Annotated in this window: 23 protein-coding genes, 1 tRNA gene and 1 pseudogene; 11 read left to right on the top strand and 14 right to left on the bottom strand. The window is 72.3% G+C overall.

What is annotated here, in order from left to right:
- Positions 1-28: 28 nt before the first annotated feature.
- The 5 genes from ACE7GA_RS11530 to coxB form a co-directional block, all read right to left on the bottom strand.
- On the bottom strand, positions 29-640 hold the full coding sequence (locus ACE7GA_RS11530) for a cytochrome c oxidase assembly protein (protein WP_376099501.1): 612 nt from the start codon (positions 638-640) through the stop codon (positions 29-31).
- Positions 637-858 (bottom strand): hypothetical protein, encoded by a 222-nt coding sequence (locus ACE7GA_RS11525; RefSeq protein WP_376099499.1) that lies wholly within the window; start codon positions 856-858, stop codon positions 637-639. Before ACE7GA_RS11525 ends, ACE7GA_RS11530 begins: the two co-directional genes overlap by 4 nt.
- Positions 855-1,805 carry a heme o synthase gene (locus tag ACE7GA_RS11520; RefSeq protein WP_376099497.1) on the bottom strand — a complete coding sequence of 317 codons (951 nt, stop codon included), beginning with the start codon at positions 1,803-1,805 and terminating at the stop codon, positions 855-857. Before ACE7GA_RS11520 ends, ACE7GA_RS11525 begins: the two co-directional genes overlap by 4 nt.
- 97 nt (positions 1,806-1,902) lie before the next feature.
- Positions 1,903-3,510, bottom strand: coding sequence for a cytochrome c oxidase subunit I (gene ctaD, locus ACE7GA_RS11515; protein ID WP_376099495.1), 1,608 nt, complete (start codon positions 3,508-3,510; stop codon positions 1,903-1,905).
- Positions 3,511-3,534: 24 nt separating this feature from the next.
- Positions 3,535-4,530: a cytochrome c oxidase subunit II gene (gene coxB, locus ACE7GA_RS11510; RefSeq protein ID WP_376099493.1), complete on the bottom strand. Its 996-nt coding sequence runs from the start codon at positions 4,528-4,530 to the stop codon at positions 3,535-3,537.
- A 499-nt stretch (positions 4,531-5,029) separates the two neighbouring features.
- On the opposite strand from coxB, the gene trxA reads away from it, so the two are divergent.
- Both trxA and ACE7GA_RS11500 read left to right on the top strand, forming a co-directional pair.
- The gene (trxA, locus tag ACE7GA_RS11505) at positions 5,030-5,371 is read left to right on the top strand and encodes a thioredoxin TrxA (protein WP_376099491.1); all 342 of its coding nucleotides are present in this window, start codon (positions 5,030-5,032) and stop codon (positions 5,369-5,371) included.
- Between the two features lie 2 nt (positions 5,372-5,373).
- Entirely contained in the window at positions 5,374-6,645 is a 1,272-nt protein-coding gene (locus ACE7GA_RS11500) for a PQQ-dependent sugar dehydrogenase (protein WP_376099489.1), read from the top strand.
- A 140-nt stretch (positions 6,646-6,785) separates the two neighbouring features.
- Here the strand turns inward: ACE7GA_RS11500 and ACE7GA_RS11495 are convergent, their stop codons facing one another.
- Positions 6,786-7,412, bottom strand: a complete 627-nt coding sequence (locus ACE7GA_RS11495; protein WP_376099487.1) for an NUDIX domain-containing protein — start codon at positions 7,410-7,412, stop codon at positions 6,786-6,788.
- Between the two features lie 16 nt (positions 7,413-7,428).
- Between ACE7GA_RS11495 and ACE7GA_RS11490 the strand changes: the two genes are divergently transcribed.
- Positions 7,429-7,911 (top strand): glutathione peroxidase, encoded by a 483-nt coding sequence (locus tag ACE7GA_RS11490; RefSeq protein WP_376099485.1) that lies wholly within the window; start codon positions 7,429-7,431, stop codon positions 7,909-7,911.
- A gap of 197 nt (positions 7,912-8,108) precedes the next feature.
- Here ACE7GA_RS11490 and ACE7GA_RS11485 read toward each other — a convergent pair whose 3' ends face one another.
- From ACE7GA_RS11485 to ACE7GA_RS11470, 4 genes are all read right to left on the bottom strand, one after another.
- Positions 8,109-9,437 (bottom strand): NAD(P)/FAD-dependent oxidoreductase, encoded by a 1,329-nt coding sequence (locus tag ACE7GA_RS11485; protein WP_376099483.1) that lies wholly within the window; start codon positions 9,435-9,437, stop codon positions 8,109-8,111.
- Between the two features lie 5 nt (positions 9,438-9,442).
- Complete coding sequence (locus ACE7GA_RS11480; RefSeq protein ID WP_376099481.1) at positions 9,443-10,621, bottom strand: aminotransferase; 1,179 nt, start codon at positions 10,619-10,621, stop codon at positions 9,443-9,445.
- A gap of 64 nt (positions 10,622-10,685) precedes the next feature.
- The gene (locus ACE7GA_RS11475; RefSeq protein WP_376099479.1) at positions 10,686-11,591 is read right to left on the bottom strand and encodes a GNAT family N-acetyltransferase; all 906 of its coding nucleotides are present in this window, start codon (positions 11,589-11,591) and stop codon (positions 10,686-10,688) included.
- A gap of 52 nt (positions 11,592-11,643) precedes the next feature.
- The gene (locus ACE7GA_RS11470) at positions 11,644-12,522 is read right to left on the bottom strand and encodes a GNAT family N-acetyltransferase (protein WP_376099477.1); all 879 of its coding nucleotides are present in this window, start codon (positions 12,520-12,522) and stop codon (positions 11,644-11,646) included.
- A 261-nt stretch (positions 12,523-12,783) separates the two neighbouring features.
- On the opposite strand from ACE7GA_RS11470, the pseudogene guaD reads away from it, so the two are divergent.
- The 3 genes and pseudogenes from guaD (at position 12,784) to ACE7GA_RS11455 (ending at position 15,362) form a co-directional block, all read left to right on the top strand.
- Positions 12,784-14,084 (top strand): annotated as a pseudogene (guaD, locus tag ACE7GA_RS11465) (guanine deaminase).
- Positions 14,085-14,352: 268 nt separating this feature from the next.
- Positions 14,353-14,886: a hypothetical protein gene (locus tag ACE7GA_RS11460; RefSeq protein WP_376099475.1), complete on the top strand. Its 534-nt coding sequence runs from the start codon at positions 14,353-14,355 to the stop codon at positions 14,884-14,886.
- Positions 14,883-15,362, top strand: a complete 480-nt coding sequence (locus ACE7GA_RS11455; RefSeq protein ID WP_376099473.1) for a hypothetical protein — start codon at positions 14,883-14,885, stop codon at positions 15,360-15,362. The genes ACE7GA_RS11460 and ACE7GA_RS11455 overlap by 4 nt, the downstream gene beginning before the upstream one ends.
- A gap of 252 nt (positions 15,363-15,614) precedes the next feature.
- Here the strand turns inward: ACE7GA_RS11455 and ACE7GA_RS11450 are convergent, their stop codons facing one another.
- Entirely contained in the window at positions 15,615-16,439 is an 825-nt protein-coding gene (locus tag ACE7GA_RS11450) for an EcsC family protein (RefSeq protein WP_376099471.1), read from the bottom strand.
- 125 nt (positions 16,440-16,564) lie between these two features.
- Between ACE7GA_RS11450 and ACE7GA_RS11445 the strand changes: the two genes are divergently transcribed.
- The 4 genes from ACE7GA_RS11445 to ACE7GA_RS11430 all read left to right on the top strand — a co-directional run bounded on the left by ACE7GA_RS11445 (position 16,565) and on the right by ACE7GA_RS11430 (position 20,187).
- On the top strand, positions 16,565-17,038 hold the full coding sequence (locus ACE7GA_RS11445; protein ID WP_376099469.1) for a hypothetical protein: 474 nt from the start codon (positions 16,565-16,567) through the stop codon (positions 17,036-17,038).
- A 169-nt stretch (positions 17,039-17,207) separates the two neighbouring features.
- Positions 17,208-18,677: an ATP-binding protein gene (locus tag ACE7GA_RS11440; RefSeq protein ID WP_376099467.1), complete on the top strand. Its 1,470-nt coding sequence runs from the start codon at positions 17,208-17,210 to the stop codon at positions 18,675-18,677.
- The gene (locus ACE7GA_RS11435; protein ID WP_376099465.1) at positions 18,674-19,120 is read left to right on the top strand and encodes a response regulator; all 447 of its coding nucleotides are present in this window, start codon (positions 18,674-18,676) and stop codon (positions 19,118-19,120) included. The genes ACE7GA_RS11440 and ACE7GA_RS11435 overlap by 4 nt, the downstream gene beginning before the upstream one ends.
- A gap of 2 nt (positions 19,121-19,122) precedes the next feature.
- Positions 19,123-20,187, top strand: a complete 1,065-nt coding sequence (locus ACE7GA_RS11430) for a sensor histidine kinase (RefSeq protein ID WP_376099463.1) — start codon at positions 19,123-19,125, stop codon at positions 20,185-20,187.
- 118 nt (positions 20,188-20,305) lie between these two features.
- Here ACE7GA_RS11430 and ACE7GA_RS11425 read toward each other — a convergent pair whose 3' ends face one another.
- Together ACE7GA_RS11425 and ACE7GA_RS11420 are read right to left on the bottom strand one after the other, a co-directional pair.
- Positions 20,306-20,953 carry a CoA transferase subunit B gene (locus ACE7GA_RS11425; protein WP_376099461.1) on the bottom strand — a complete coding sequence of 216 codons (648 nt, stop codon included), beginning with the start codon at positions 20,951-20,953 and terminating at the stop codon, positions 20,306-20,308.
- An 11-nt stretch (positions 20,954-20,964) separates the two neighbouring features.
- The gene (locus ACE7GA_RS11420; RefSeq protein ID WP_376099459.1) at positions 20,965-21,747 is read right to left on the bottom strand and encodes a CoA transferase subunit A; all 783 of its coding nucleotides are present in this window, start codon (positions 21,745-21,747) and stop codon (positions 20,965-20,967) included.
- A 174-nt stretch (positions 21,748-21,921) separates the two neighbouring features.
- Here ACE7GA_RS11420 and ACE7GA_RS11415 point away from each other — a divergent pair.
- Positions 21,922-21,997 (top strand) — tRNA-Ala (locus ACE7GA_RS11415).
- Positions 21,998-22,273: 276 nt separating this feature from the next.
- Here ACE7GA_RS11415 and ACE7GA_RS11410 read toward each other — a convergent pair.
- Positions 22,274-22,588, bottom strand: a complete 315-nt coding sequence (locus tag ACE7GA_RS11410; protein ID WP_376100604.1) for a hypothetical protein — start codon at positions 22,586-22,588, stop codon at positions 22,274-22,276.
- Positions 22,589-22,591: the final 3 nt, after the last annotated feature.

Below are 22,591 nucleotides of genomic sequence, written 5' to 3'. Positions count from 1 at the left end.
GCGATCGGCAGGACCCGCGGCGGGGCCGCTACCTCACGGCACGCCCGACATGCGGCCCGGCGCTCGCCAGCGCCCCGGCGCGCTCGGCGTCGGCGAGGGTGCGGAAGAAGGTGTAGCTCAGCGTGATCGTGCGGATGTCCCGGGTATTCGGGTCCTCCGCCATCTTCGGATCCACCCAGAACATGACGGGCATTTCGGCGCTCTGGCCGGGCTCGAGCGTCTGCGCCTCGAAGCAGAAGCAGGCGACCTTGTGGAAGTAGCGGCCGACGACTTCGGGCGTGACGTTGTAGGTGGCCGTGCCCTCCACCGGGCCGGCGGTGGGGTTGGCGGCGCGGTAGAACGCGACGCCCTGTTCCCCGAGGTGGACGGTCATGGGGCCCTGCCCCGCCTCGAACTGCCAGGGGATGGAGGGGTGGATGATCGCGGCGAAGCGGACGGTGACCTGGCGCTCCGTCGCGCCGGGGGCCGCGGCGCTGCGGATCTGGACGGTGCCGTTGTAGCCCGTCGCGCGGCAGAACATGTCGTAGAGCGGCACGGCCGCGAAGGAGAGGCCCACCATCCCCGCGACGGTTGCGAAGGCGGCAAAGGCCACGCGGCCGTTCTTGCGGCTGATCCGGGCGCGGTCGGCAGGCGTTCTCATGATACGCCAGAGGTGGGGACGGCGAGCGCGCCCGTCACCGAGCGGGATGGCGGATCGCCCGAACTGACCTTCACCATGGCGATCGCATAGAAGATCACGACGAGCACGCAGAGGAAGGCGAGCATCGCGATGTTGCGGGACCGCCGCCGGCGATAGAACTCGGCGCGCTCTTCGGCGGACAGCTCCGGCGCGTTCATCTCGGGGCGGGTGTCGCTCACAGCGGGACCCAGTAGTCCACCGCGAGGGCGGCGAAGAGGGCCGCGAGGTGGAGCAGGGAGAACCGGAAGGCCTTGCGCGCCGCCGTGTCGTTGAGAAGGGAGCGGCCCGTCTCGTCCTGCTCCTCGCGCAGCACGCGCCAGGCGTGGAACAGGAAGCCAAGCCCGGCGACCAGCGCCGTGACCCCGTAGATCGCGCCCGCCAGGCCCAGCGCCCAGGGCAGCAGGGCGATGACGAAGAGGACGATCGTGTAGAGCATGATCTGGCGCCGAGTTTCCCGCGCACCGGCGACGACGGGCAGCATCGGTACGCCGACGCGCGCGTAGTCGCCATGGGCCCAGAGCGACAGCGACCAGAAATGCGGCGGCGTCCAGAAGAAGACGATCGCGAAGAGGATGAGGGGCAGCACGTCCACGCCGCCGGTCACGGCGACCCAGCCGATCACCGGCGGAAAGGCGCCGGCCGCGCCGCCGATGACGATGTTCTGCGGCGTCCGGCGCTTCAGCCACATTGTGTAGATCAGGACGTAGAAGAGAATGGAACCCGCGAGCCAGGCGGCCGCCGCCCAGTTCGTGGCCAGCCCCATCAGCATGACGGACAGGCCGGACAGCGCGATGCCGTAGAACAGCGCGGCTTCCGGCGTGATGCGGCCGGCCGGGATGGGCCGGCGCGCCGTACGGCGCATCCGCGCGTCGATGTCCCGGTCGTACCACATGTTGATGGCGCCCGCGGCGCCCGCTGCGACGGCGATGCAGAGCACGGCGACCACCGCCAGGACGGGGTTCAACTGCCCCGGCGCCACGATCATCCCGACGATGCCCGTGAGCACGACGAGGGTGACGACGCGCGGCTTGAGCAGCGCGATCCAGTCGCGGACCTCCGAAAGATCCTCCCCGGAACGGGTAACGGGGGCCGAGGCCCCCGTGGCGGTCTGCGTCGTGTCGCTCATCTCACTCCCCGCCGCGGCAGCGCCCCTTCAGAAAAGGGACCCGCCCCGGTTCACGCGCACTCAACAGATGCGCGGCCGTTCCTCGCCCCCCCGCGCATCAACGGATGCGCGGAAGCTCCTCAAAGGTGTGGAAGGGCGGGGGCGAAGCCACCTGCCATTCCAGGGTCGTCGCGCCCTCCCCCCACGGATTCGCCTGGGCAACGGCGCGGCGGCGGAAGGTGTCGTAGACGACGTAGATGAAGAACACGAAGGACGCGACGGAGATATAGGACCCGATCGAGGCCACCATGTTCCAGCCCGCGAATGCGTCGGGGTAGTCTGGGTAGCGCCGCGGCATGCCCTGTGCGCCAAGGAAGTGCATTGGGAAGAAGGTGATGTTCACCCCGATGAAGGTCATCCAGAAATGGATCTGCCCCAGGCGCTCATTGTACTGGTAGCCCGACATCTTGCCGATCCAGTAGTAGAAGCCGGCATAGATCCCGAACACCGCGCCGAGCGACAGCACGTAGTGGAAGTGCGCCACCACATAGTAGGTGTTGTGCAGGATCATCGTGACGCCCGCATTCGCCAGCTTCACGCCGGTGACGCCGCCCACGGTGAAGAGGAAGACGAAGCCGACCGCGAAGAGCATCGGCGTCTTCCACTCGTTGGACCCGCCCCACATCGTCGCGATCCAGGAGAAGATCTTCACCCCCGTCGGCACCGCGATGACCATCGTCGCGGCCATGAAGTAGGCCCGCGTATCCACGTCGATGCCCGACGTGAACATGTGGTGGGCCCAGACGACGAAGCCAACGACGCCGATCGCGACCATGGCGTAGGCCATGCCGAGGTAGCCGAACACCGGCTTCTTCGAGAAGGTCGAGATGACGTGCGACACGATCCCGAAGGCCGGCAGGATCATGATGTAGACTTCGGGGTGGCCGAAGAACCAGAACAGGTGCTGGAACAGCACGGGGTCGCCGCCGCCTTCCGGCCGGAAGAAGGCCGTGCCGAAGTTCCGGTCGGTGATCAGCATGGTGATCGCGCCGCCGAGGACGGGGACGGACAGCAGCAGCAGGAAGGCCGTCACGAGCATCGCCCAGACGAAGAGCGGCATCTTGTGCAGCGTCATGCCCGGCGCGCGCATGTTGAAGATCGTCGTGATGAAGTTCGCCGCGCCGAGGATGGACGACGCGCCGGCCAGGTGCAGCGCGAAGAGCGCCATGTCCATCGCGGGACCCGAATGGTACTGCCCGTCCGACAGCGGCGGGTAGATCGTCCAGCCCGCGCCCGCGCCTTGGCCAACGAACAGAGAGCCCGTCAGCAGCAGGAAGGCCGGCACGATCAGCCAGAAGGAAATGTTGTTCAGCCGCGGGAAGGCCATGTCCGGCGCGCCGATCATCAGCGGCACGAACCAGTTGCCGAAGCCGCCGATCAGCGCGGGCATGACGACGAAGAACACCATGACCAAGCCGTGGGCCGATACGTAGGCGTTCCACATCTGCCCGTCGGCGAAGATCTGCAGGCCGGGGCTCTGCAGCTCCAGCCGCATCAGGAAGGACAGGCCGACGCCGACGAAGGCCGCGATGATCGCGAAGCCGATGTAGAGCGTGCCGATGTCTTTATGGTTCGTGCTGAACAGCCAGCGCTGGACGAAGCCCGGCGCGTGGTCGTGGTGGTCGTCGTGCCCGTGGGAGTGGGCGTCGTGGGCGGCATTGGCCATCGTGTCTGTCCCCTGCGGGCCGCCTTACCGGCGGACCTCAGCAGTCTGGGTTGGCGCAGTCTGGGTTGGTGCAGTCTGGGTTGTCGCAGTCTGGATGGGCGTCGAGGTGGCGGCGGTCATGGCCGCACGATCGCGCTCCGGCCAGCCGGGGCCCTGGCCCTCGGCGAAGCGCGTCCGGGCCTGGGCAGTCCAGGCGTCAAACTCCTCGCGCGGTACGGCACGGACCGCGATCGGCATGAACCAGTGGTTCGTTCCGCAGATCTGGTTGCACTGGCCGTAGAACGTGCCCGGCCGGTCGGCCCGCATCCAGGCCTCCATCGTGCGGCCGGGGATCGTGTACTTCTGGATGCCGAGCGAAGGCACGAAGAAGGAATGGATCACGTCGTGGCCCGTCGTGATCACGCGCACCGTCGCACCCACCGGCACGACCAGCGGGTTGTCCACCGACAGGTTGCGGATCTGCCCCTGGTCCGGCCGCAGGTCGCTGTCGGCAATCGGGTAGGAGTCGAACTGGAAGTTGCCGTGGTCCGGATAGGCGTAATGCCAGTACCACTGCCGGCCCTGCACGTTGATCGTCAGGTCCGCGTCGCGCGCCCGGTCGGAATAGTAGATCAGGCGGAAGGACGGGATCGCGATCACCAGCAGGACCAGGACGGGAATGACGGTCCAGGCGATCTCGATCGGCGTGTTGTGGCTCGTGCGGGACGGCGTGGGGTTCCGGCGCGCATCGAACCGCCAGATCGTGTACGCCATCAGCCCGCCCACGAAGATCGTGATGGCGATGATGATCCAGAGCACGAGCTGGTTGAAGTCGTGGATCGCCTGCTTCAGCACGCCGCCCGGCGTCTGAAGGTCGATGCCCCAGGGAACCGGCGCGCCGATCATCTCGCCCGCAGGGGCGCCGGACAGCGGCGCGGTCGCTTGCTGCGCCAGCGCGCCGTCGGCCGCGCCGAACACCGCCAGGGCCAACCCCGCAAGGACCCCCGTCAGGGCCAAGGTCGTGAGAAGTGTCCGCCGCATCCCGTCATTCCGATCCCGGCGCCAGTCTCGCGGCGAGGTCGCCGCGGCACGCACCGCAAAGCCGCAAAGCCGTCAGGCCGGTCGCGCCGTGCGCCGTGCCGCGCCCATACCCGCGGCGGCGCATCCAGCGCGCACCCCCGGTCCCAGGCAGCGGCGACACACATCACGTTTCGCCGCGCCGCACAAGATTGGCGCGGTGCGCGGCGATCCCCGTCCTGACCACCAAGGTTGGCCCGGTCGGAACCGCCGCAAGGGGTTGATATGCAGGCCGATCATCGGGCGGACGACCGGGCTCGGAACCCGGTCGGAACCGGGCGCGCGCGTCATCCTGCGCCCGCCCCCAGCCCATCCGCGCCGGTCCGGGCGGCCATGCCCGGCGCTCCGGCCCCGCACTCCGGCCCCGCACTCCGGCCATACCGCTTGACCGCCGACCCGCGCACGCCGACCTAAGTGCCAATGCGCCTGCCGCAGCCGCCGGGCGCCCGGAGACACGGATTCCATGAGCGAGCACACCAAGGCCGTCAGCGACGACAGCTTCAAGGCGGACGTCCTCGATGCCCCCGGCCCCGTGCTGGTGGATTTCTGGGCGGAGTGGTGCGGCCCCTGCCGCATGGTCGGCCCGATCCTGGATGAGATCGCGCGCGACTACGGCGGCAAGCTGACGGTCGCGAAGGTCAACATCGACGAAAACCCGATGACCCCGAACGAATACGCGGTCCGCGGCATCCCCACGATGATCCTGTTCAAGGACGGCAAGCCCGTGGACACGATGGTCGGCGCCCGGCCGAAGGGGCAGTTGAAGGAATGGGTGGACGGCGCGCTCGGCACGGCGAAGGCCTGACCATGCGCCGCCCGGCCCGGTCCGCCCTGGCGGCCGCGGCCGCGTTGCTGGCCGCCTGCGCGGCCGAGCCCGCACCGGCGCAGCCGGCCGGGGCCACGGCGACCGGCGGCCGCGCCGAATCCATGCCCCGCTTCGGGGATTTCTCGCAGTTCGAGGTGGCGCCGAGCTTCACCGGCACCCCCTCGACCTGGAGTGGCCGGCCGGGGCCGGACGTGGTCCGGACCTCCCTCGCCTCGTTCCGCGTCACCTCCTTCGCGACCGGGCTGGCCCGGCCATGGGGTGCGGTGTTCCTGCCCGACGGGCAGCTGCTGGTGACCGAGCGTCCCGGACGCCTGCGCCTGATCGCCCGCGACGGCCGGGTCGGCCCGCCGATCGCCGGCGTGCCGGACGTCGTGGCGGAAGGCCAGGGCGGCCTGCTCGACGTGACCCTCGCCCCGGACTTCGCGACGACGCGGGAGGTCTTCCTCTGCCTTGCCGGCGCGGCGCAGGGGGGCGTTCTGACCCGCCTCGCCTCGGGCCGCCTGTCGCCCGACGGGACGCGGCTGGACGGCGTGCGCACCCTCCTCGACGCCACGCCGGCGCAGGATCGGGGACGGAACCACTATGGCTGCCGCGTGCTCTTCGGGCCGGACGGCAAGCTCTACCTCACCACGGGCGACCGCTACATCGAGAAGCCGCGGGCCCAGCGGCTGAACGACCTCGCCGGCAAGGTGCTGCGCCTCGAACGGGACGGGCGTCCCGCCGCGGGCAATCCCTACGCGAACACGCCGGGCGCACGGCCCGAGATCTTCGCCGTCGGCGTGCGGAACCCGCAGGGGCTGACGATGAACCCGGCGACCCGCTCCCTCTTCGAGATCGAGTTCGGCGCGCGGGGCGGCGACGAGGTCAACCTGCTGCGCCCCGGCGCGAATTACGGCTGGCCGATTGTGACCTACGGCATCGACTACGACGGCAGCGCCATCGGCAGCGGCCGCACCGCGGCGCCGGGGACCGAGCAGCCGCTCTGGTACGCGACGCCCGCGGCAAGCCCCTCCGGCGGGAACTTCTACGTCGGCGATGCCTTCCCGGCCTGGCGCGGCAGCCTCTTCCTCGCGGGCCAGTCGCCGCCAGGCCTCGTGCGCCTGACGACGGAAGGCGACCGCGTGACGGGGGAGGAGCGGATGCTATGGGGCCGCACGCGGTTCCGCCACGTGCTGCCCGGACCTGATGGGTTCCTCTACCTCCTGACCGACGAGAACGACGGGGCGATCCTTCGGCTGGAGCCAGCGGGGTAGGCCTGAGCCACCCTCGCCCGGACGTCGCGCCGGTTGCCGGTGAAGGGCCTGAACCCTCCCCCGGACCTGTCACCCACCAGGGGGCGAACGAACGCCCGCTACCCGCAAGCGGCGGGGCGATGTCCCGGGTTGGGCCAGCGTCAGCGCTGTTCCAGCAACCCGTGCAGCTTCGCGTGCTGCAACAGGATGATCGTCTTCGCGTCCTGGATCTCCCCGCGCCCGATCATCGCCAGCGCCTCGTCCAGGGTCGGCTCCAGGACCTCGATGTCCTCCCCCTCCCCTTTCAGCCCACCTCCCTCCGAGACCCGGTCGGACGCGCCGTAGCGTCCCACGAAATAGGTCAGTCGTTCGGTGATGGATCCGGGGCTGCTGAAGACCTCGAACAACCGCTGCGGGGCGGCGATCCGCACCCCCGCCTCCTCCTGCGCCTCCCGGCGCGCGGCGTCCTCCGGCGCATCGCCGTCCAGCAGGCCGGCGATTGCCTCCACCATCGGTGCGGCGCGGCCCGCCTTCCAGGTGGGCCAGCGGAACTGGCGGATCAGCAGCACCACGCCCCGTTCCGGGTCGTAGGGCAGGATGGCCGCGCCGTTCCCGCTCTCGTAGGTCACGCGCTCCTGCGTCTGCCAGGTACCGTCGCGGCGGCGCAGGTCGAAGATCGCACGCCGCAGCGTGGCCCAGCCCTGCCACAGGACCTCATCCTGCGTCAGCCGCACGCCGTCATCCATGCGCCATTCCTTCCCGCCGGTCGCCGGGGTGCTATCACGCACCCGACGCGGGGGCACCATGACCACGATCCATGACCTGACGGCGCGCACGGCGGAGGGCGGCACGCTGCCGCTTGCGGAGTTCCGCGGGCGGCCCATGCTCATCGTCAACACGGCGAGCAAGTGCGGCTTCACGCCGCAATACGGGGGGCTGGAACGCCTGCACCGGGACTACGGCCCGCGCGGCCTCGCGGTGCTCGCCTTCCCCTGCAACCAGTTCGGGCGGCAGGAGCCGGGGGATGCGACGGAGATCGCGACCTTCTGCACCAGGCGCTACGACGTGACCTTCCCGGTTCTCGGGAAGGTCGAGGTGAACGGCGCGAACGCTGACCCGATCTTCCGCCACCTCAAGGCTGCGGCCCCCGGCGCCCTGGGGACCGAGGCGATCAAGTGGAACTTCACCAAGTTCCTCGTGGACCGGGAGGGGCGCGTCGTCTCCCGCCACGCACCGACGACCGCGCCGGAGAAGCTGCGCGGGGAGATCGAGACCCTGCTGGGCTGACCCCGCTTCAGGCCGCCGGCCGTCGGCATCAACGAGCCCGGAGTCTGGTACCAGTCTCGTTCCAGTCTCGGCTTCGCCGCTCCGGGCGGTGCCGCTCTGCGCGGATCCGCTCCAACCCCGTTCCGGGACTAACGGACCCGCATCCCGGACGCTGACCGGGCTTCCTTGACGCCGCCGGCGGTCCGCCGGGACCGGGGCTATGCCGCCCGGTCCACCCGGTCGTCCGCCGCCGCGAAGCCCGTGCCCTCCCCGACCCGCGGCGGCGCCGCGCCGGTGATCAGTCGTGCCCCGCGCTGCCCCGTCAGGTAGCTCCACAACCAGATGAAGGAGACGACCACCCGGCTCCGGAAGCCGATCAGGTAGAAGACGTGCGCGATCCCCCAGAACCACCACCCGATCACGCCCCGCAGCTTCACCCCGCTGCGCAGGCTGACGACGGCGGAACGCCGCCCGACCGTCGCGAGGCTCCCATGGTCCGTGTAGGCGAAGGGTCCGGGCGCCGGCCCGCCCGTCGCGCGCGCGGCCAGCACCTCCCCGATGTAGCGCCCCATCTGCTTCGCGGCCGGCGCGATGCCCGGCACTTGCCGCCCCGTCCCATCGGTCGCCGTGACCGTGTCGCCCGCCGCGAAGATTTCGGGATGCCCCGGCACCGTCAGGTCCGGCCCGACCTGGATGCGGCGGGCGCGGTCGCGCGGCGCATCCAGCCACTCCCCGGCGGCCGAGGCCTGCACGCCCGCGGCCCAGACGACGCTGCTGGCGTCGATCCGCTCGTCGCCACAATCCACGCCGGCGCGGTCCACGCCGGTGACGCGGGTCTCCGTGCGCACCTCGACGCCCATGTGCTCCAGCGACCGCGCTGCCTCCGCCGCCAGATCCTCCGGAAAGGCCGGCAGCAGCCGCGGCCCGGCCTCGATCAGCACGATCCGCGCGCGGCCGGGGTCGGAGCGGCGGAACTCACCGTTCAGGGTGCGGTGCGCCACCTCGGCCAGCGCGCCGGCCAGCTCCACGCCCGTCGGCCCGCCCCCGATCACGGCGAAGGTCAGCAGGCGACGCCGTGATGCTTCGTCCGGCGCGACCTCCGCCGCCTCGAAGGCCAGCAGCAGGCGGCGGCGGATGGCCGTCGCGTCCTCGACCGTCTTGAGGCCCGGTGCGAACTCCGCCCAGTCGTCGCGGCCGAAATAGGAATGCGTCGCGCCCGTCGCGATCACCAGCGCGTCGTAGGGCACACGGTCGCCGCCGGCGGTCAGGACGACACGGGACGCCGTGTCCACGCCCGTCACCTCCGCCATCAGCACGGTCGCGTTCCGCTGGTTCCGGAACACGGACCGCACGGGCCAGGCCACGTCGCCGGGCGACAGCGCGGCGGTCGCGACCTGATAGAGCAGGGGCTGGAACAGGTGGTGGTTGGTGCGGTCGAGGATCGTGACCTCCACCGGTGCGTGCGCCAGGGCACGCGCGCATTGCATCCCGGCGAAGCCCGCCCCGACGATGACGACGCGCAGGGGCCGTTGTCGGGCTTCGTCCACGGTCGCTAGGCCGGCACGGCCGCGGTCGCCACGGCCCGCAGCCGCGACTCGAGCGCCGGGATGTCGGTCTCCGACAGGTTCGCGAAGGCGATGCGCAGGTGCCGCTCCTCTCCGCCGAAGGCCGGGCCGGGCAGCGCCATCATGCCATGCTCCCGCGCCAGATGCTCGCAGACACGCCAGGCCGATTCCGCGCCGAAGGGGTGGCGCGCATAGGCGAAATATACGCCGACGGATTCCAGCCGCCACCCGTCCAGCCGCGAGAAAGCCTCCCGCACCCGCCCCGCGCGCCGGGTCGCCTCGGCCCGGCGTTCCGCGCGCCAGCCGTCCAGCGCCGCCAGGCCCCAGGTCAGCGCGGCCTGGGCCCCGCGGTTGGCGCAGATCTGCACGCAGTCCATCACCTTCGTCATCTCCGGCAGCACCGAAGCCGGCGCTGCCAGCGCGCCGAGCCGGTGCCCCGGGATGGCGAAGGACTTGGAGAAGGAGGTCAGGCGGATCAGCGCCTCCGGCCAGTTCCCGCCCGCCAGCAGGTCGTGCGCGCGGCCGCCGTCGGGCAGGAAGTCGGCATAGGTCTCGTCCAGGATCAGCCAGGCGCCGCGGTCGCGGCACAGCGCGTGGAAGGCCGCGATCACCTCCGGCGGATAGATCGCGCCGGTCGGGTTGTTCGGGGTGACGAGGACGACCGCGCGGACGCGGCCATCGGCCATGCGCCGCGCCGCCTCCTCCACGTCCGGCACGAAGCCGTTCTCCGCCCGGCAGGGCAGCGGTCGCGGCTCGATCCCCGTCATCCGCGCGGCCATGGCGTGGTTGAAGTACCAGGGCGTCGGAATCAGCACGGCGTCCCCGGCATCCGCGATCGCGGTCAGGGCGACGAAGAAGGCCTGGTTGCAGCCGGCGGTGATCGCGACGTTCTCCGCCTCTCCCCCGCCAAGCGTCAGGCGCAGCTCCTCCGCAACCGCCTCCCGCAGCGTAGGCTCGCCAAGGATCGGCCCGTAGGATGCGCTCGCCGGCTCCCCGGCCGCCTCCGCAAGCCGCCGCAGCATCGCGTTCGGCGGGGGGTAGGCGGGCACGGCCTGGCACAGGTTCATCAGCGGCCCGCACGACCCGTCATAGGCGCGGCCCCAGGCCTGCACCTCGGGGATCGGGGGCGAGGCGGTGTCGAGCAGCGAGGCGGAGAGCGGCGGCATGCCGATGCAACGCGCGCCCGGGTCGTCCTTTCCCGCGCCGAATGCACGATCCGGCGAGGCGCCCCTATAACCCCCGGACCCATTCCTCCGAGACGTAGCGCCGGCCGAAGCCCTCTTCCTCCCGCGCCGAGGCGAGCGCCCAGCCCGCCGCCGCGTAGGTCCCCCGCGCCGCCGCCAAGTGCCCCATCGTCCAGAGCGTCATCCGCCGGTACCCCGCGCCACGGGCAAACTCCTCCGCCGCCGCGACGAGCCGCTTGCCCAGGCCGAGGCCCCGTGCGCCGGGATCCAGGATCAGCAGGCGAAGCTTCGCCACCTCCGCATCCACCCGCGCCAGCATCACCGAGCCGAGGCGCACCCCGTCGCGCTCCGCGATGAAGGCCGCCTCCGCCGCCCCGTCGCCGCGTTCGAGGAAGTCGGCGCAGATCCGGGCGACGAGCGCCTCGAAGCGCCCATCCAGCCCATGTTCCGCGGCATAAAGCGCCCCGTGCCGCTCCACGACCCAGCCCAGGTCGCCCGGGCCGTGTCGCCGAATGCGGATGTCCGGCGTCGCGGTGCCAAGCGTCCCGGCCAACTCCCCCGCCGCCGTCGCCAGCCGGCCCCGCGCTCCCTCCGGCAGGCCGGCGAGGAGGGCGGCGACCCGGTCCCGCGCGCCCCGGTCCAGCCGCGCGAAGGCGTCCCGTCCCGCGGCCGTGAGGACGAGCCGCCGCCGGCGCGTGTCCCGCTCGTCCCGCGGCCGGTCGAGCCAGCCTCGTTCCCCGAACCGCGCGAGGATGCGGGAGAGATGCCCCTCATCCAGGGCAAGTTCGGCCGCGAGGTCCCGGGCCACGCTCGCGTCCGACGCCGCGAGCTCGAACAGCACCCGCGCTTCGGTCAGCGGCAGGTCGCCGCCCGGCAGCGGCCCCAGCGCCCCCACCGCGCGGGTGAGCGCGCGGGAGGCGCGGCGGAGGGCGGCGACCTGTTCGTCCAGCATCGGGCCATCGCGCGCCCGACGCTTGCTTTCGTCAAGTGAATGCGCGCCGGTCCTACAGCGCCTTCCCCCAAACCTCGGACTCCACCACCGGGCCATAGGACGAATCGGGCGTCGAGGAGATGATGGTCCACCCCGTCCCCGCGTAGATCGCCCGTGCCGTTGTCAGGGGCGACAGCGTCCAGAGCACCATCCGGCGATAGCCCGCCGCCCGGGCGAAGGTCTCCGCCGTCCCGACCATGCGCTTGCCGAGGCCCGATCCCCGCGCCTCCGGCTCCACGAGCACGAGGCGGAGGCGGGCCGTTTCGCGGTCTTCACGCACCACGACCGTCGAGGCGACGCGCTGCCCGCCCTGCTCCGCGATGAAGGCGGCCTCGCAGGACGGGTCGTGCTCCGCAAGGAAGTCGGCGCAGATCCGGGCGACCACGGCTTCGAAACGCCCGTTCAGCCCGTATTCCCGGGCGTAGAGCGCAGCGTGCCGCTCGGCGATCCAGCCGAGGTCGCCGGGCCGGTGACGCCGGATCACCGCCGGCGCCGGCGCCAGGTCCGCGAGTGCCTGGGCCAGGCCGCGCGCCCCATCCGCCAGTCCCTCCCGCACCGAATGCGACAGGACGCCCAGCAGGTCGGTCACGCGGCCATGCGCGTCGTCCTGCAGCCGCTGGCCGGCGGCGCGGCCGGCGGCCGAAAGGCGCACGGGCCCGTTCAGCGCGTCGCCCGTCAGCCAGCCCCGCGACGCGAAGCGTTCCAGCACGTCCTGCAGCCTCGATTCACCCAGGCCGAGGGTCGTGGACAGGCCCGCACGGCTGACCCCGTCCACCGCCGTGAGTTCGAAGAGGACACCGGCCTCGGTCAGCGGCGCGTGGTCCAGCGCGCCGGCGGCCCCGACGAAGCCGCGCGCGAGGTGGCGGAGGGGGTGGACCTGGATATCCTGCATCGGCGCGGGTAGGCCTTCTCCTTCGCTCAACCCACGATAGCGGAGCAAACGTTACTTTCTAGTGCCCGAAACGATGAAGGCCGCCGATCCGCCGCGGTCGGCTTGCCGCTCCGCCGATGGTCCCCGAAGGTTGCGCCGCGGCGGGAAGGGGGCGGCGGCTTGGGTTCGGAAGCGTCAGGTCGGCACGCGCCGCGCCCCGCCGCGGGCGAACCCGATGCCCACGCGGCCGGGCGGCCCGGCGACGCCCCGAACGCGGTCGGCCTGCGCGGCCCGGTCCTGCGGCTCCGCCATGACCCCTTCCTCCACGACCCCGACGCGGCGCTGGAATCCCATCCCGACGCGCTGATCGTCATGCGCGACGGCTGGATCACCGCCTTCGGCGACCACGCGGCGGAACGGCCCCGGCACCCCGCGGCCATGCCCGTGGCCCACCACCCGCACGGCCTGATCGTCGCGGGCTTCGTGGACGCCCACGTGCACTACCCGCAGGTCGGCATGATCGGCGCCTGGGGCGCGACGCTGCTGGACTGGCTGCGCCGCTACACCTTTCCGGAGGAGGCGCGCTTCGCCGACCCGGCCGTCGCCCGCCGCGCCGCCGCCCTGTTCCTGCGGGAGATGCTGCGCGCCGGGACCACCACGGCGGCCGTCTATTGCACCGTCCACGCCCATTCGGTGGACGCCCTGTTCGAGGCGGCGGAACCCCTCGGCCTGCGCCTAATCGCCGGCAAGGTGCTGATGGACCGCAACGCCCCGGCGGACCTGCTGGACGGCCCCGGCCTCGGCATCCCCGAATCCGAACGCCTCATCGCCCGCTGGCACGGGCGCGGGCGCCTGACCTACGCGGTCACGCCGCGATTGCCCCGTCCTGCTCCCCCGAACAGCTCGCGGCGGCCGGCCGGCTCTGGCGCGACCACCCCGGGACCACCCTCCAGACCCACCTCGCCGAGACGCCGGATGAATGCGCCTGGGTGCGGGACCTCTTCGGGCGTGAGTACCTCGATATCTATGCGGATGCAGGGCTCGTCGGCCCGCGCGCCGTCTTCGGCCACGCGATCCACTTGGCCGAGCGCGACTGGGCCGCCCTGCACCGCGGGGATTGCGGCGTGGCGCATTGCCCCTCCTCCAACCTCTTCCTCGGCAGCGGGTCCTTCCGGTTGTCCGCGGCACGGCGGCCGGACCGGCCGGTGCGGGTGGGGATCGGGTCGGATGTGGGGGCGGGGACCTCGCTCTCCGCGCTGCGGACGCTCGGCGACGCCTACAAGATGGCGGCGGGGACGGGGACGCGGCTCTCCGCCGCGCAGGGCCTCTGGCTCGCGACCCGGGGCGGGGCGGAAACGCTGCACCTCGCCGACCGGATCGGCGACGTGGCGGTCGGGATGGAGGCCGACCTCGTCGTCCTCGATCCCGCCGCGACGCCGCTGCTGGCGCGCCGGATGGAGAACGCACCCGACGACGCCGACCGGCTCTTCGCCCTGATGACGCTCGGGGACGAGCGCTGCGTGCGGCAGACCTGGGTCGCGGGGCGCGCAGTCCACGACCGGGACGATCCGGGCACGGGGTGAAGGCGCGTCCCGGCGCCGTATCCGCCGCGCTCCTCCGCGCCGGCGGGGCGGCGGCGGCGGAGGGTCAGCCGAAGCGGGACGGCCCTCCCGCCCCCGGGCGCCCCCACACGGCCGGGAAGGGCCAGCGACCTCCTGCCGGCCCCGTTCAACCGCGCGGCGTACCCGGCGTTCCCGGCCCATGGGACTCCTGACCGCTCGATTGGCCGCATCCTTCGCATGGGCGGCAAATGCCGCGTCCAGCCGTCCCCGTGCCGCATTTCCACCGCCCGTGCCCCTGAGGCGGGTCGCCTCCGCAAGGTCCGCCCTGCCGCTGCTCCTCGTCGTGGCCCTCCTGCCCTCCTGCTCCGCCCTGCAGGGCGAAGCGGCGGCGGACGTCGCGGGAATCGGCGGCGCGGCCGTATCCGACGCGCTGGGGGCGAGCGGCGCGGCCGCAGCCGGGATCGGCCTCGGCGTCCGCGCCGTCACCCGGGCCGGGCTGCAATACGCGCAGCGCCGCGTCCGGGCGGCCGCGCAGGATCGCATTGCCACCGTCGCGGGACCGCTCCGCCCCGGTCAGGTCGCTGCCTGGTCCACCGACCACGCCCTGCCGCTTGAGCCGGAGGAGCGCGGGCGCGTCGCCGTCACCCGGACGGTTTCCCACGATCCCCTGGCCTGCAAGGAAATCGTCTTCTCGGTGGACGTGCGGGAGCGAGAGGAGGACGCGGCCCGCGGCTTCTACACCGCGACGATCTGCCGTGCCGGGACCACCTGGCGCTGGGCGACGGCCGAGCCGGCCGTTGCCCGCTGGGGCAACTTGCAGTGAGGGGCGTTCTGCTCGGCGGCGTCGCGGCCCTCCTGCTCGCGGGCTGCGACACCGTCGCGGACGCGACGGGCGCGGTGTCCGGCATCGCGGCGGGGACGGCCACGGGCAACCCGGCGCTGGGCTACGGCATCGGGCTCGGCGTCCGCGCCGGGGCGGCGGAGGCCCTGCGCTACGGCGCCCGCCGCTGGCACCGGACGGAGCAGGACGTGGTTGCCGCCGTCATCGGCGCCACCCCGCCGGGCGAATCCCGTCCCTGGCGCGTGCGCCACAGCCTGCCCATCGGCAACGAGGAGGGAGAGGTGCGGGTGCTCCGCGAGATCCGCTCCCCGCTCGCGACGTGCCGGGAGGCCCTGTTCTCCGTCGCGGAGGACGGCGGGGCGGCCTGGTTCGTCACGACGGCATGCCGCGCTCCGGACGGAAGCTGGTCCTGGGCCGCCGCGGAACCGGCCGTGCCCCGATGGGGAAACCTGCAATAGGCAGCTGGCTCAGCCGGGGCCGTCCCGCCCGGTGCGGCCGGCCGGCCACTCCTGCCGGGCCGCGTTGATCCTGATCCGCTCCTTGGGGCGCCGGTCGTCCCCGGAGGAAGGCGCTGCCTTCCTCCGGGGACGACCGGCGCCCCAAGACATGCATCAGGACCGGCACCACCCGGCAACACCACAGCCGCGGGGTCCATCCCTACCGAGTGGCATCGACGCGGAACCGAAGGGGGCGGCGGGCCGCCTCCGACCTCAGGCCGCCGTGCCGTCCCGCAGCGCCTTGTAGGCGGAGGCGATCCGGCCCTCCCCGTATTGCCGCTCCAGCCGTCGCACCGTGAAGTGGGCCCAGGCCGTGCTCTGGAAGTGGTTCATGAAGGCGAGGTTGATCGCCGCCCCCGTCGCCGCCCCGACCACCGGGACGGCCTGGGCCGACAGCTTCAGGCCCATCGCCCCCGTGAACCGCGCGGCGATCGCGCCGAGGAACCCTGGCAGGATCGAGGAGGTGAGGGACGTCGCGGCGTTCGGCAGCAACTGCGCCAGCGCCAGCCGCGCGGCGAAGTAGCCGGACTCCGCCGGATCGTCCTCGGCCGTCCGGGGCGACCCGAGGGCGAACACGGCGAGGCATTCAGCGGCCGTCGCCGCGATCTTCGGGTCCTCGCCCGCGGCGGCCGCCTCCGCCGCGATCTGCCGCAGCATGAGGGTCGTGGAGATCGGCAGTTCCGCGAGCGTCCCGAGGAAGCCCAGCGCCCCGCCCGCCGCCCCCGTCGCCGCGACGAGGCCGCGGTGGAACCAGGCCGGCGACATCCCGAGCGGGGTCCGCCGCGGCTCGGTCGAGACCGCCGTGCGCCAGGCCTGCTCCAGCGCCCGCCGCACCGCGCCGTCCACGCCGTCGCGGACGTTCCCCGGCAGGCGCGCCTTCAGCGCGTCCACCGAGGTCCCGACGACGCCCGCGATGCGCGCGGCGACGGAGGGGCCCTCGAGCGTCGCGACCGCGCGGGCCAGGTCGGCCTGCTGGTCCCCCGGCAGGGTTAGGAGAGCGGGAAGGGTCGTCCCGGCGCGCGTGTTCGGTTCACTCATGGCGGAGGGAGAATGGTGGCGCGCCCCTGCGGTTGCATGGGACTCGCGCGCCCCGCTGTTGCGCCGCACGCGTGCCGCTGGCAGGGGACGGCTCGTTTCGCCTGCGGCGGCTGGGGGAGTGCGGCTTGGAGTTCGTGAACGACCTGATGGCGCGGTTCTTCGCCGTGCCGTGGTGGGACTATGCCGCCCTCGCCCTCCGCTGGGCCGTGACCGCGGCGGTCCTGGCCGCCCTCGCCTGGGGCCTCTGGCGCGGGGCGCTCTGGCTCGTCCGGCAGCAGGCCATCTCCTCCCTCATGACGCAGCACGGCGGCTTCGACGATCGCCTGATCGGGGAGACCGGGGCGCTGCTCTTCGATTCGGGGGAGGCGCTGCTCGGCGTCGCCTCGCTCCGCCAGCGGCGCGTCCTGCCCTTCGACATCGTCCGGAAGTGGCGGGCGGAGCCGATCTACGACGTCAAGGGCCGCCGCCGCGGCTACGACTTCATCGTCGAGACGGGGAACCCCCGCGAGCCGATCTGGATGATCCGCATGCCCCGGGGGGCGGACCAGCGCACGGCCAACTTCTGGATGGCAAAGTTCTCCGCCCACCTGAACGGGTAGGGACTTGCCGGAAACCGCTCCGCCCGGAACCCCGCATCCGCCCCGCGCGGACGGGACGCGCGGCCGCCGGCGAAGGCCGGCGCCGATCCGCTTCCAGCACCCCCGCGCCGCAGGTCGTGATCCCGCGACCGGTTCCGCCCAAGTCGCCGGCGGGGCAGGAAGCGCCCCCATGCCCGATACCAGTGCGGCCGTCGTGCGGCGGACCACCGTCCTGCTCGCGGCAGGGGTCCTTGCCCTCCTCCTCATCATCGCCGGCGTCATCGCGCTCGCGACCCGCGCGGACGACTTCGTGGACCGCGTCGAGGAAGCCGGCGCCCTCCGTGCCCGCAACACCGAGATCCTCGCGAACCTCCGGGACGCCGAGACCGGCCAGCGCGGCTTCCTGCTGACGGGGGACGAGGCCTACCTCGAGCCCTTCAACGCCTCCCGCGCCTGGCTCGGGGCCGAAGCGGGGCGCCTGCGGGGGACCAACGGCCCGAACGCCGTCCGCGTCGCCGACGCGATCGAGCAGAAGCTCGCCGAACTGGACGACACGATCGCCCTCCAGCGCGCGGGACGGCGCGCCGAGGCGATCGCCGTCGTCCGGACCGACCGGGGCAAGGCGGCGATGGACGAGCTGCGGCGCTTCCTCGGTGAACGGGTCGCACTGCGGGACCGCCAGCTGAGGGACGCCCTGGACGGCCTCTCCTCCACGGCGCGCTGGCTGACCTGGGCGACGATCATCGGCGCGCTCGCGGTGCTGGCCTTCGGGGCGGGGGCGGTGTGGCTCCTCCTCCGCTACACCCGCGCGCTGATCGCGACCCAACGGGAGGTGGAGGCATTGAACGAGGGCCTGGAGGAGCGGGTGCGGGAGCGCACGGTCGACCTCTCCCGCGCGAACGACGAGATCCAGCGCTTCGCCTACATCGTCTCCCACGACCTCCGCTCCCCGCTCGTGAACGTCATGGGCTTCACGAGCGAGCTGGAGACGGGCCTGCGGGCCGTGACGCCGGCGCTGGAGCCGGGCGCACCCGACCCGGTGGTCGAGGAAGCGCGGACCGCGGTCCGGGAGGACATGCCGGAGGCGATCGGCTTCATCCGCAATTCCACCGCCAAGATGGACCGGCTGATCAACGCCATTCTCCGCCTCTCGCGCGAGGGGCGGCGGGAACTGCGGCCCGAGCGCGTGGACCTCGGCGCCGTGCTCCAGGGCGTCGCCGCGAACGTCCAGCACCAGGCCGACGCGGCGGGGGCGCGGATCGAGGTGCGCGGAGGGGCGCCGGCGCTCACGACAGACCGGCTGGCGCTGGAACAGGTGCTCGGCAACCTCGTGGACAATGCCGTGAAGTACCTCGATCGCGGCCGGCCCGGGGCCATCACCCTTTCCGCCGAGCGGCGGCGCGGGATGGTCGAGGTCACGGTCGCCGACAACGGCCGGGGGATCGCCGCCGGGGACCTGGAACGCGTCTTCGAGCTGTTCCGGCGCGCCGGCGTGCAGGACCGGCCGGGCGAGGGGATCGGGCTCGCACATGTCCGGGCACTCGCGCGGCGCCTGGGCGGCGACGTCACGGTCGAGTCGGTCCTTGGACAGGGCAGCCGCTTCCGCGTATCAATCCCCGCCGTCCCCGAGACCGTGCCGACCGGCAGGAAAGCCGCATGAGCGAGAACAGGAAGGGCCATCCCGTCCAGATCGTGATGATCGAGGACGACGACGGCCATGCCCGGCTGATCGAGCGCAACGTCCGGCGGGCCGGCGTGAACAACGAGATCGTGCACTACGCCAGCGGCACCGCGGCACTGGAATACCTCCAGGGTTCCGCCACGGCGTCGGGGCAGTCGCTCCTCATCCTGCTCGACCTCAACCTGCCCGACATGTCCGGCGTGGACATCCTGGCGCGGGTGAAGGAGTCGCCGATCCTGCGCCGCGCGCCCGTCGTGGTGCTGACGACGACAGACGACCAGCGGGAAATCCAGCGCTGCTACGACCTCGGCGCCAATGTCTACATCACGAAGCCCGTGGACTACGACGCCTTCGCGCACGCGATCCGGCAACTCGGCCTGTTCTTCTCGGTGATGCAGGTCCCGAAGACGGAACACGACTGACGGTGCCGGCCGGCGAGCACCACACGCCCCCGCGCCCCGCCGTCCGCGTCCTCTACGTGGACGACGAACCCGGCCTGGGCCGGCTGCTGCAGCGCGCCTTCGCGGCGAAGGGCATCGCCGTGGACCACGTGCTGACGGGGGAGGAGGCGGTGGAACGCCTCTCCGTCGGCGGCTACGACGCCGTGGCGCTGGACCATTTCCTCGCGGCCGAGACGGGGCTGACGGTGCTGGAGCGGGTCGGCGCGCTGACCGGTGCACCGCCCGTGGTCTACGTGACGGGGTCGGAGGACGCGCGCATCGCGGTGGCCGCTCTGAAGGCCGGTGCCGTGGACTACGTCTGGAAGGACATCGAAGGCCATTACCGCGACCTGCTGGCAGAGGCGATCGGCCAGGCATTGCGGCAGGAGGAGCTGCGCCGCGCCAAGGAGCGCGCCGAGCAGGAAGTGCGCGAGGCCCGCGACCGCGCGGAGATGCTGCTGCACGAGGTGAACCACCGCGTCGCCAATTCACTGAACCTCGTCGCCTCGCTCGCGCGGCTCCAGGCCAACGCCACGGGGTCCGAGGAGGCGCGGACGGCGCTGGTGGAAATGCAGGCGCGGATCGCCGCGATCGCCGGCGTGCACCGCAAGCTCTACACCTCGGCCGACGTGCGGTCGGTGGAGATGGGCGCCTACCTGCAATCGCTTGCCGATGAACTCGGCGCGGCGGTGGGCAGCGAGGACGGGGCGGCGCGCGTCCTCGTCCGCTCCGACCCCGGCGTGCAGGTGCCGACGGACCGCGCCGTCTCGCTCGGCGTGGTCGTGACCGAGCTCGTGACGAACGCGCTGAAATACGCCTATCCGGCCGGGAGGAAGGGCGAGGTGCGGATCGCGCTGCGCCGCGCGGAGGAAGGCCGGCTGTCCCTCTCCGTCGAGGATGACGGCATCGGCTGGCGGGGCGAGGGGCCGGTGCAGGGCACCGGGCTCGGCAGCCGGCTGATCAACGCGATGGCGTCGAGCCTGAAGGGCACGCTGACCTACGACACCTCGCATCCCGGCACCCGGGCGACGCTGGAATTCGTGCCGTAGGCAAGGCCGGGCGGGGGTTCACGCCCACGACCTCGCCCGCCGCCCCGCTCTCCTCGCGCCGGGACGGAGGCACCCGGTTTCCCCGTGCACCGCGACGCCCATCCGGGCCGGGGACGGATCAGGCGTTCTGGAACGCCACGTCGAAGGAGGCCTCGGTCTTCGACCGCACCTCCTCCTCCGTCACCTCCGGCGCGAGTTCGGTCAGGCGCAGGCGCCCCGCGTCCTTGTCCACCTGGAAGACGCCGAGCTCCGTCACGACCATGTCCACGACGCCCTGGCCGGTCAGCGGCAGGTTGCAGCGGTGCAGCAGCTTCGGCTTGCCGCCCGCCGTGTGCTCCATCAGCACGACGACGCGCTTCACGCCGGCGACAAGATCCATCGCGCCGCCCATCCCCTTCACCATCTTGCCGGGGATCATCCAGTTCGCGAGGTCGCCGTTCTCCGCGACCTGCATCGCGCCGAGGATGGAGAGGTCGATGTGCCCGCCGCGGATCATCGCGAAGGAATCGGCGGAGCTGAAGAAGGACGTCGTCGGCAGCGCGGACACCGTCTGCTTGCCCGCATTGATCAGATCCGGGTCCTCCTCGCCCTCGATGGGGAAGGGGCCGATGCCCAGCATGCCGTTCTCGGACTGCAGTTGCACCGAGATGCCGTCGGGGATGTGGTTCGCGACGAGGGTCGGGATGCCGATCCCGAGGTTCACGTAGAAGCCGTCCTGCAATTCCTGCGCGGCGCGGGCGGCCATCTGGTCGCGGGTCCAGGGCATGGGCGTGCTCCTCAGCTGCGCGGGGATTGGGCGACGGAGGACGGCGACGGTTCGCTTCCGGCGGCCGCAGGCGCCGGCGCCGGATCGGAATGGCGCGGCCGGACCGTCCGCTGCTCGATCCGCTTGGCGTAGCCGGGCGGGCAGACGACGATGCGCTTCACGTAGATGCCGGGCGTGTGGATCGCGTCGGGGTCCAGGCTGCCCTGCGGCACCAACTCCTCGACCTGCACGACCGTCACCTTCGCGGCGGTCGCCATCACCGGGTTGAAGTTCCGCGCAGTCTTGCGGAACATCAGGTTGCCCTCCGGATCCGCGCGCCAGGCGTGGACGATCGCGAGGTCGGCGACGATCCCGCGCTCCATCACGTAGGTCGCGCCGTCGAAGTCCTGCGTCGGCTTGCCCTTCGCGACCTCGGTGCCGACGCCGGTGCGGGTGAAGAAGGCGGGGATGCCGGCTCCGCCCGCGCGGATGCGCTCGGCCAGCGTGCCCTGCGGGTTGAACTCGATCTCCAGCTCGCCCGCGAGGTACTGGCGCGCGAATTCGGCGTTCTCCCCGACATAGGAGGAAATCATCTTCTTCACCTGCCGCGTCTTCAGCAGCAGGCCGAGCCCCGCATCGTCCACGCCCGCGTTGTTGGAGACGAAGGTCAGCCCCTTCACGCCGGAATCGCGGATGGCCTCGATCAGCAGCGTGGGAATGCCGCAGAGGCCGAAGCCGCCGGCATGGATCAGCATGCCGTCGCGCAGCAGGCCGTCGAGCGCGGCCCTCGCGTCGGGGTACAACTTCCTGCTCAACCCTGATCTCCCCGCGCTGGCGCGTCGTGATGCGGCGGAACCTAGAGCAGATCGTCGCCCGCTGAAAACGTCCCGGCACGCGCTCACTTCGCGCTGGCAACGGCGGGCGTTACGACCCGTCCGCCGCGGGCTTGCCGGGCCATCCGGCCGGCGCTATACGGCCGCTCCCGCTGGGGGGCCATAGCTCAGTTGGGAGAGCGCTTGAATGGCATTCAAGAGGTCGTCGGTTCGATTCCGATTGGCTCCACCAAGGATTTCAGTCGGTTAGCCCAGCGCTAACCGACTGACTTCCGGGACCCGCCCCGCCATCGGCCATCGCGACCGATTGTCCGATCAGGCCTCGCGCGCCGTCCGACGACGGAGCCCTGTTCACGCACCCGGATCGCGCATCCAGCGCCGAAAATCTGCTTCCCACGGCAGCGACGGGACACGACACGCACCGTCGCGGTTGACCCACGCAGCGAAGCCCCGACGCACACGGACGCGGGACGCGGCCGGGTGGCATCGCGACGACCCCGGGCCCGGCTCAATGCTCCGCCACCCGGAAGCGCAGCGCCCCCACCGCCCGGTCTGCCAGCCGCGCCGGCAGCAGCGACGCGGCCCGCAGCCCCAGCGCCAGCGGCCAGGGGAAGGCCACCGCGGACCGCCCCGCGCGCAGCGCAGCCTCGATCCGCATCGCCGCCGCGTCCGTCGTCATCGAGAACGGCCGTGCCCCGCGCCACCGCCGCCCCATGTCGCTCTCGAAGAAGCCCGGCGCGACGAGCGTGACGCCCACCCCGCTCCCGCGCAGCCCCGCCCGCAGCGACTCCCCCAGGACCAGAGACCCGCCTTCGACGCGCAATAG

This window comes from Roseomonas sp. CCTCC AB2023176 (assembly GCF_042259275.1).
Classification (GTDB): domain Bacteria; phylum Pseudomonadota; class Alphaproteobacteria; order Acetobacterales; family Acetobacteraceae; genus Roseomonas.
This window is presented reverse-complemented; position numbering and strand designations above follow the sequence as displayed.